Origin of the sequence: Sulfurimonas sp. (assembly GCF_028694895.1) — a bacterium.
GTDB lineage: Bacteria > Campylobacterota > Campylobacteria > Campylobacterales > Sulfurimonadaceae > Sulfurimonas.
Map to the genome: position 1 here is coordinate 1 of NZ_JAQVKA010000072.1, position 7,760 is coordinate 7,760.

At 33.2% G+C, this 7,760-nt stretch carries 8 protein-coding genes; 7 read left to right on the top strand and 1 reads right to left on the bottom strand.

The features are described from left to right. Window positions 1-105 precede the first annotated feature (105 nt). The 5 genes from PHI38_RS07825 to PHI38_RS07845 all read left to right on the top strand — a co-directional run bounded on the left by PHI38_RS07825 (window position 106) and on the right by PHI38_RS07845 (window position 6,103). Complete coding sequence (locus PHI38_RS07825) at window positions 106-2,970, top strand: N-6 DNA methylase (protein ID WP_299854722.1); 2,865 nt, start codon at window positions 106-108, stop codon at window positions 2,968-2,970. A gap of 1 nt (window position 2,971) precedes the next feature. Then, window positions 2,972-3,424 (top strand): hypothetical protein, encoded by a 453-nt coding sequence (locus PHI38_RS07830; protein WP_299854725.1) that lies wholly within the window; start codon window positions 2,972-2,974, stop codon window positions 3,422-3,424. Between the two features lie 84 nt (window positions 3,425-3,508). Continuing rightward, complete coding sequence (locus tag PHI38_RS07835) at window positions 3,509-4,522, top strand: PDDEXK nuclease domain-containing protein (protein ID WP_299854728.1); 1,014 nt, start codon at window positions 3,509-3,511, stop codon at window positions 4,520-4,522. A 55-nt stretch (window positions 4,523-4,577) separates the two neighbouring features. Continuing rightward, entirely contained in the window at window positions 4,578-5,036 is a 459-nt protein-coding gene (locus PHI38_RS07840) for a DUF1016 N-terminal domain-containing protein (RefSeq protein WP_299854731.1), read from the top strand. Window positions 5,037-5,077: 41 nt separating this feature from the next. Beyond that, on the top strand, window positions 5,078-6,103 hold the full coding sequence (locus tag PHI38_RS07845) for a dipeptide epimerase (RefSeq protein ID WP_299854734.1): 1,026 nt from the start codon (window positions 5,078-5,080) through the stop codon (window positions 6,101-6,103). Here PHI38_RS07845 and nhaA read toward each other — a convergent pair. Further along, complete coding sequence (gene nhaA / locus PHI38_RS07850; RefSeq protein ID WP_299854736.1) at window positions 6,097-7,434, bottom strand: Na+/H+ antiporter NhaA; 1,338 nt, start codon at window positions 7,432-7,434, stop codon at window positions 6,097-6,099. The genes PHI38_RS07845 and nhaA overlap by 7 nt on opposite strands. A gap of 85 nt (window positions 7,435-7,519) precedes the next feature. On the opposite strand from nhaA, the gene PHI38_RS07855 reads away from it, so the two are divergent. Both PHI38_RS07855 and PHI38_RS10285 read left to right on the top strand, forming a co-directional pair. After that, a complete protein-coding gene (locus PHI38_RS07855) occupies window positions 7,520-7,699 on the top strand; it encodes a hypothetical protein (RefSeq protein WP_299854738.1) in 180 nt (59 codons plus the stop codon). After that, a partial coding sequence (locus PHI38_RS10285; RefSeq protein ID WP_367182610.1) for an aromatic amino acid lyase occupies window positions 7,671-7,760 on the top strand: 90 nt, incomplete at its 3' end. The genes PHI38_RS07855 and PHI38_RS10285, both read left to right, overlap by 29 nt.

A 7,760-nucleotide genomic window follows, 5' to 3' on the forward strand; every position in this document is an offset into this window, starting at 1 on the left:
AACAAGAGTAAAAAAATGCTCAGAAACAAAATCTCTTTTTTTTATTTTGCTTCATTAAGGTAGAATGCTTTATATTATTAAAAAATATTTTTAAGGCTAGAGCAAGTGTCTATATTTCAAAAATCAGTATTAAAAAGCTTCAAACAAGATGAATCTAAAATAGCCATAAGATGGGCAGAGTTTCAAAAATATCTCTCAAAAATCGACTTTATCAAAACAGTAAAAGAAGAAAAATATCAAGACGGTTTTTTAAAAGATATTTTTGAGAACTGCTTAGGTTACACACTCGATAGCACAAACCCAAATGAGTTCAACCTTGAGAGAGAAAAAAAGAACGAAACAGACGCTAAAAAAGCTGATGGCGTTATACATGTAGATAACCAAATAGTAGGCGTGATAGAGCTAAAAGCACAAGACACTAAAAATCTCGACAAGATAGAAACACAAGCTTTTAACTACCACGCTTCACACTCAAACTCAAAGTACATAATCATCTCCAACTTTGATGAGTTAAGATTTTACATAGACAAAAAAACAGCTTATGAGAAATTTTCACTTTTTAATCTTGATTATGATGGGTTTAAAAAACTTCACCTACTTTTATCGTATGAAAGTATAAAGAGTGATTTGCCACTAAAACTAAAAGAGAAATCGGCTTCATTTGAGCAGAACATATCAAAAGAACTCTACAGAGATTTCTCACTATTTAGAACTCATCTGTTTGAGAACATAGTTAAAAACAATGGCTTGGATAAAGCTCTGCTTCTTAGATTAACTCAAAAGCTATGCGATAGAATTATTTTTATACTCTTTGCAGAAGATAGAGGACTCTTAACTCCAAACACCATCAAAGAGATAAGAGAGCGACACAACAGTGATGGTTTTGGCGATAGAAGTATGTATGACTATTACAAGCTCTATTTTAACGCCATAAATCAAGGAAACGAGAAGCTAAACATTCCAAAGTACAATGGCGGACTGTTTGCTCATGATGAGACTTTAGATAGCCTAATCATAGATGACAGATATCTTGATATGGAAGCTCAAAAATTAAGTAATTATGATTTTGATAGTGATATCGGTGTAAACATTTTAGGGCATATCTTTGAGCAGAGTTTAACAGACTTAGAGGAGATTAACGCTTCCATAAACGACACAGAGTTTGATAGTAAAAAGTCTAAGCGAAAAAAAGATGGAGTATTTTACACACCCGAATACATCACAAAATACATAGTAGACAACACGCTTGGAAAACTTTGTAATGACAAAAGAGAAGAGCTGAAACTCACAGAAATCACTCCACCAAACAATCCAAAAAAACCAACAAAACAAGAACAAACGCAAAAAGAAAACTTAGAGATTTATAGAAATTGGCTCTTAAATCTCAAAATCCTAGACCCAGCATGTGGAAGTGGAGCATTTCTAAACCAAGCACTAGATTTTCTCATACATGAACATGAAGCTCTACAAAGAGATTTGGTAATCATGGGAGACATAACCGCCTACTACGAGATAGAAAAATCAATCCTAGAGCACAATATCTACGGAGTAGATATAAATGAAGATGCAGTAGAGATAGCAAAACTCTCACTTTGGCTAAGAACTGCTAGTAAAGGAAGAGAGCTTACGACATTAGCGGATAAAATTGTTTGTGCAAACTCACTTCTTGATATGCCTTTCGATGAGGGAAGTTTTGATGTTGTGATTGGGAATCCACCGTATGTAAATGCAAGAAATATGGATAAAGAAGACAGAGAAAAAATATCTAATAAGTATCCTTTATTATCTGGTGCTTATGATTTATATCTACCATTTTTACTATTAGGTCATAATTTGTTAAACAAGAATGGGTTATATGGTTGGATTATTCCCAATAAACTTTTAATATCTGATTATGCAAAAAATTCGTTAGAGTATTTAAAATCTAATTCTTTGCATACTATTATAAACATCTCTAAATTGCCAATTTTTGATAATGTAGGAGTCTATCCAATCATTACGCTTGGTGATGTAAATATAAAAAATAATTGTAAAGAATACGGAATAAATGAAATTGAAAATTTAGAGAACCTTGATAACTTTCAAAAAAAAGAAAATATTTTTAAAAGATATAAAACAATTAAGGATCATGATATTTTAATAAACTCAGGAACAACGGGGTTTGAAGCTCAAAAAATTATCCCTCTTATAAATGAAGATAATCATGGGATTAAATTTATAGTAAGTGGAACTATTGATCCATATATTTTACTAAATCAAAATGTGCCTTATATGAAATCTGTTTATAAAAACCCATACATAAGATATGATGAAAAAATTATTGCTAAATCAAAATTTGATTTTTGGAATAAAAATAAAATAGTGATAGCAGGAATGACAAAACGAATTGAATCTATATATTCAGACACTCCATTGGCATTGGGAGTTGGAATATATGGAATTTATGATTTTGGGAAGTTTGAGCCTCTTTTTTTATTGGCTGTTTTAAATTCTAAATTTTTAACATATTACCTAAATATTGAATTTAAAGACAAGCATTTAGCAGGTGGCTATTTAGCTATTAATAAATCTACAATCGAGCTGTTGCCACTTGTATATACAAAAAATCAAAAAGAATTATCAATAAAAGCTGAAAAAATGATAAATCTTTATAAAGAGCTCCAAGAAACAAAACAAAACTTTCATGACATGTTAAACCTAGAAAAACTCACAAAAAAACTCCAAAACTTTGAGGAGCTAGAGTTTGATGAGTTTGCAACAGAATACGCAAAAGCCAATAAACTAAAATTTGCCGACAAACTTGCAGAGCGTAACTTCAAACAAGGGTGGCAAAACCTTTTTGAAAATGACAAAACCTTGACATGCAAGCTAAAAGACGAGATAGCAAAAACGGACAAAGAGATTGATGAGATGGTTTATAAACTTTACGATTTAACAGATGAAGAGATTAAGATTGTGGAGGAAATTTAAGATGAACAACAATTTAGCAGATTTTTTAAAAATTATTTATAATGAAGATGATAATTCAAGAGGTTTAGCAACTTCTTCCGCAGGGATTATTTCATTAGTTTCATATATAAAATTGAATGATATTGTTATTACTTTTCTAATATTAGTAATTTTTTATCCTATTTCAAGATTAATTTTTATTTGGATAATAAAAAAATATGATCAAAATGAAGAAAATAAAAAAATTACAAAGTTTTTTCAAACTTTTTCAATTCAGGAAGAAATTTTAATTATAAAATTTGTTAGAAATGGTTCAAGCTTTTTGGATTTATCATACAAAGAAGCTTTTCATAGTGAATTTGAAACATTAAAAAATAGAAACATTCTTAAAGAAGTAGAATATGGGTATCAATTGAATATTGAAATTTTTAATAAGGCAAGAGAAATATTTAAAGATGAGTGTATTCCCTTTTAAAGGAAAAGAGTGTCAGGCACTCTTCTCTCGTTCCCAATGCTCCAGCTTGGGAATGAATACATAAGCATCTAAAAAAGGCAAAAAATGAAAATACATACAACAACATTTAACGAGATTTTAACTCTTATCCATAACTCCAAACAAAAAGCATTTCACAGCGTAAATGGCATCCTTATAGAACTTTACTGGAACATAGGACACCATCTCTCAGAAAAAACAGTAAAAGAAAAATGGGGGAAAAGTGTGGTGGAGGAGTTGGCAAACTTCATTCAACATAAAGAGCCAAATATAAGAGGGTTTACAGCACGAAATCTTTGGCGGATGAAACAGTTTTATGAGACTTATAAAGAAAATAAAAAACTGTCAACACTGTTGACAGAATTATCATGGAGCAACAATTTACTCATATTGTCATCAACAAAAAGTGAAAAAGAAAGGGAATTTTATCTACAATTATGTATTCAAGAAAAATACTCGCATAGAGAACTTCAAAGACAAATAAGCAGTGGAGTGTATGAGCGAACAGAGTTGGCAAATATCAAACTTTCCCCTGTAGTGAAGGATTTTCCAAAAAATACACAGAACATATTTCGAGATAGTTACTCTTTGGAGTTTTTAGGATTGCCGATGACGCATAGTGAAAATGATTTACAAAAAGCACTTGTAGGTAAACTAAAAGATTTTATTTTAGAGATTGGCAGAGATTTTTGTTTTATGGGGCAAGAGTACAGACTGCAAGTTGGCAATAGTGATTTTGAAATTGACCTGCTGTTTTATCACAGAGCTTTGCAGTGCATGGTCGTATTTGAGCTCAAAATCGACAACTTCAAACCCGCTTATTTGGGACAACTTGAATTTTATCTTGAAGTGTTAGATAAAGAGGTTAAAAAAGAGTACGAAAACCCAAGTATCGGTGTGTTACTTTGTCGAAAAAAAGATGATGAAGTCGTAAAATATGCACTCAATCGAAGCCTAAGCCCAACCGTGATAGCAGAGTATGAAACAAAACTAATCCCTAAAGATGTATTGCAAAAAAAACTTAATGAACTTTATGAAGCGTATGAAGATGAGATAAAGATTATGGATGATGCAAAATGAGTAGAATTGAAGCTCGCATTGACTTAGACTATAAAAATCTAAATAGGCAAAAAAAATGAAACCACAAACAATAGAACCAAAATATAAAAATCTACTTGATACGATTTGTGAAACTTATGAAACTGGAAAAGTAAGAGCATTTAATGCGGTCAATACTGAACTTGTAAAGACTTACTGGGAGATAGGTAAATATATCGTAGAGTTTGAACAAAATGGGGCTAAAAAAGCAGAGTATGGCAAAGGACTTTTGGAGCAACTCAGTGGTGATTTGAGTATCAAATATGGGAAAGGTTTTAGTCGTAGCAATCTGGTACGATTTAGGCAATTTTATAGTGCTTATCCAATTTGTTCGACACTGTCGCACAAATTGAGCTGGTCGCATATTGTTGAGTTTTTAAAGATTAGTGGGATGAGCAGTCAACTTTTTGTACAAAAATATCAATTATACCTTCCAAATAAAGATGAACTAAGAAAAGAGATTGAAAATATTTTGAAAAGTGAAGATGAGGATTAGAAAGTTTTACGAGAAGAAATTAAAATATATTAGGAAAATAGATGAAAATAGTAAATATAACAACAGAAGTTAAGAGCATAGAGCTTAAAACTCCATTTAAAACGGCTTTGCGTGAGGCTTCACATGTGGAGTTTGTAAGGGTTCATGTGGAGTGTGATAATGCTTTAGTAGGTATCGGTGAAGCATCTGCTTCAAAGGCTATAACTGGGGAAGATATATACATCATTCTAACCTCGATAGCTAGTGTTGAAGAGCTATTTTTAGGCCTTACATGTAAAGAGGCTCTTGAAATTTTACATACAAAATGCTCTATTGGCTCAAGTGCTAAGGCTGCTCTTGATATAGCGTTTACTCATCTACTTGCACAAGAGGCGAAAAAACCACTTTATGAGTATTTTGGGGCAACTGATTTATCGCCAATAAAGAGTGATATAACCATCAGCTTAAATGAAGAAGATGTAATGCTCCAAGATGCAAAAGAAGCCTTTGCCAATGGGATGGAGATATTAAAAGTAAAAGTGGGAAGTGATGTTTTACATGCAGTTTCTATTGTTAGAAAGATAGCAGGTGAGTTACCAAGATGCGATATCTTAGTCGATGCAAATCAAGCTTGGACTTTTGAAGGTGCGACTCTGTTTATAAAAAATATGTTAGATAATCATATAAAACTCATAGAGCAACCTGTCCCAGCTCCTGATTTGGATAACTTAAAGAAGATAACTGAGCTCTCTCAAATCCCTATATTAGCAGATGAAGCGGTATTTACACTTGAAGATGCAAAAAAAGTCATACAAGAGAAGTGCGCTGATATGATAAATGTAAAGTTTATGAAGTGTGGCGGAGTAAGCAAGGCTATTGAGATTTTAGAGTTTGCAAGAGCTAATCGTGTTAAGTGTATGCTTGGCTCGATGCTAGAGGGTCCATACTCTATAAATATGGCTATGCATTTAGCATTTGCTTATCGTGATGTTATAGAGTATGTGGATTTAGACAGCCCTTTGCTATACAAAGAGATGCCAAAAGAACTTGATTTTGTATTTGATGGATGTAAGATAAAACTTTACTGATTTGGACTTTTTGCTATAAATCTAAGCCAGACAAAACCAAACAGAGCCGCAAACAACGATGCTGCTAAAATACCTATTTTTGCTTGAAATACTAGCTCGCAATTTCCAGCAAACGCTAGCTCAGCTATAAAGATAGACATCGTAAACCCTATACCGCCAAGAAAAGCTACACCAAAGAGTTGGCTCATACTGCTTCCCTCAGGAAGCTTTGCAACTCCTAACCTAATAGCAAGATAAGAGATTCCAGCAATCCCCAAAACCTTTCCAAGAATCAGACCAGCAATAACTCCTAAAGATATGGGCTTTAATAGCGTTTCATAGGCAGATGAAAAATCAATTGAAACTCCGGCATTTGCAAGTGCAAAAAGAGGGATAACTACCAAACTCACCGGAAGATGAAGAGAGTGTTCAAGCCTAGCTGAGGGAGATTTAATAGCATCAATCTTGTCTTTTATATTTTGAAGAATTGCTTTTTGTTGCTCATGTAACATGTAGTTATCTTGCAGAGGATAATTATCATACTCCTCTATTCTATGCTTTACTGATTGCGTAAAGTCTATTGGCGTATATTTTGGACGTGAAGGAATCGCCATGGCAGCGATAACTCCAGCAACTGTTGCGTGTATGCCAGACTCCAACATAAAGAGCCACATAATAGAGCCGATGATAAAGTATGGAAGAACTGCATGTATTCCAAAACGGTTAAAAGAGACAAGCACCAAAAAAGATATAAAAGCAAAAAGAAGAGCTAACATATTTATATCTTGAGTATAAAAAAGAGCGATAACAACAACCGCGCCAAGGTCATCAACGATAGCAAGCGCTACTAAAAAGGTTACAAGTGAAGTTGAGACACGTTTTCCAAGAAGGACTAAAGCACTAATCGCAAAAGCGATATCAGTTGCCATTGGGATTCCCCATCCAGCTTCTCCTGCACCGCCATAGTTTATAGCGTAGTAGATAAGTGCAGGAAATGCCATCCCTCCAAAGGCTGCGATTATTGGTAAAACTGCTACTTTAATGTTTGAGAGTTCACCAACTAAGATATTTCTTTTTATCTCTAGCCCTATGATGAAGAAGAAAATTGCCATAAGCCCATCATTTATCCAGTGATGGATACTCTTTGAAAGAGTGTATTCGCCAAATATAATACTTATATTTGTATGAAAAATACTTTGATACTCATCTGCTAAGGGAGAGTTTGCAAGAACAAGTGCTACAACTGTCATAAGAATCAAGATAAGTCCCGTAGTTGTTTGGGCATGAAGAAACTGCTCAAAAGGAGTTGCAATTCTCTCAAAGGCTCTCTGCCAAGGTGCATATAATTTCATAATAAATCCTTTATTTTAGATTTTGATTATAGCTAGTGTAGTTAAATGACATGAAACTTCAAATATAAATTGCTATAATCGGGCCATGAATTTAGAACTATTACAAAACAAAAGTATACTTTTATTTGGCAAAAGTCGCGCATTTAGTAACGATGAGTTTGCCTCACAGATGAAGTTTCATAAGATAACAATTACAGAGGAGTTCTCCGAAGACATTGCCCTTGTTGTTGAGGGCAATGACTACTGGCTTTGGAAAGTTTTGTAATGTAATTATTTCATCTCAAGATTCTCGAAACCTCCAGGTAAATTTGATAAGAAGTCATTCT

Bases quoted from the DNA above. Each gene is read 5' to 3' on its own strand.
- PHI38_RS07840 (WP_299854731.1), top strand. From the start codon at position 4,578: ATGAAACCACAAACAATAGAACCAAAATATAAAAATCTACTTGATACG.
- PHI38_RS07830 (WP_299854725.1), top strand. From the start codon at position 2,972: ATGAACAACAATTTAGCAGATTTTTTAAAAATTATTTATAATGAAGAT.
- PHI38_RS07855 (WP_299854738.1), top strand. From the start codon at position 7,520: ATGAATTTAGAACTATTACAAAACAAAAGTATACTTTTATTTGGCAAA.
- nhaA (WP_299854736.1), bottom strand. From the start codon at position 7,434: ATGAAATTATATGCACCTTGGCAGAGAGCCTTTGAGAGAATTGCAACT.
- PHI38_RS07835 (WP_299854728.1), top strand. From the start codon at position 3,509: ATGAAAATACATACAACAACATTTAACGAGATTTTAACTCTTATCCAT.
- PHI38_RS07845 (WP_299854734.1), top strand. From the start codon at position 5,078: ATGAAAATAGTAAATATAACAACAGAAGTTAAGAGCATAGAGCTTAAA.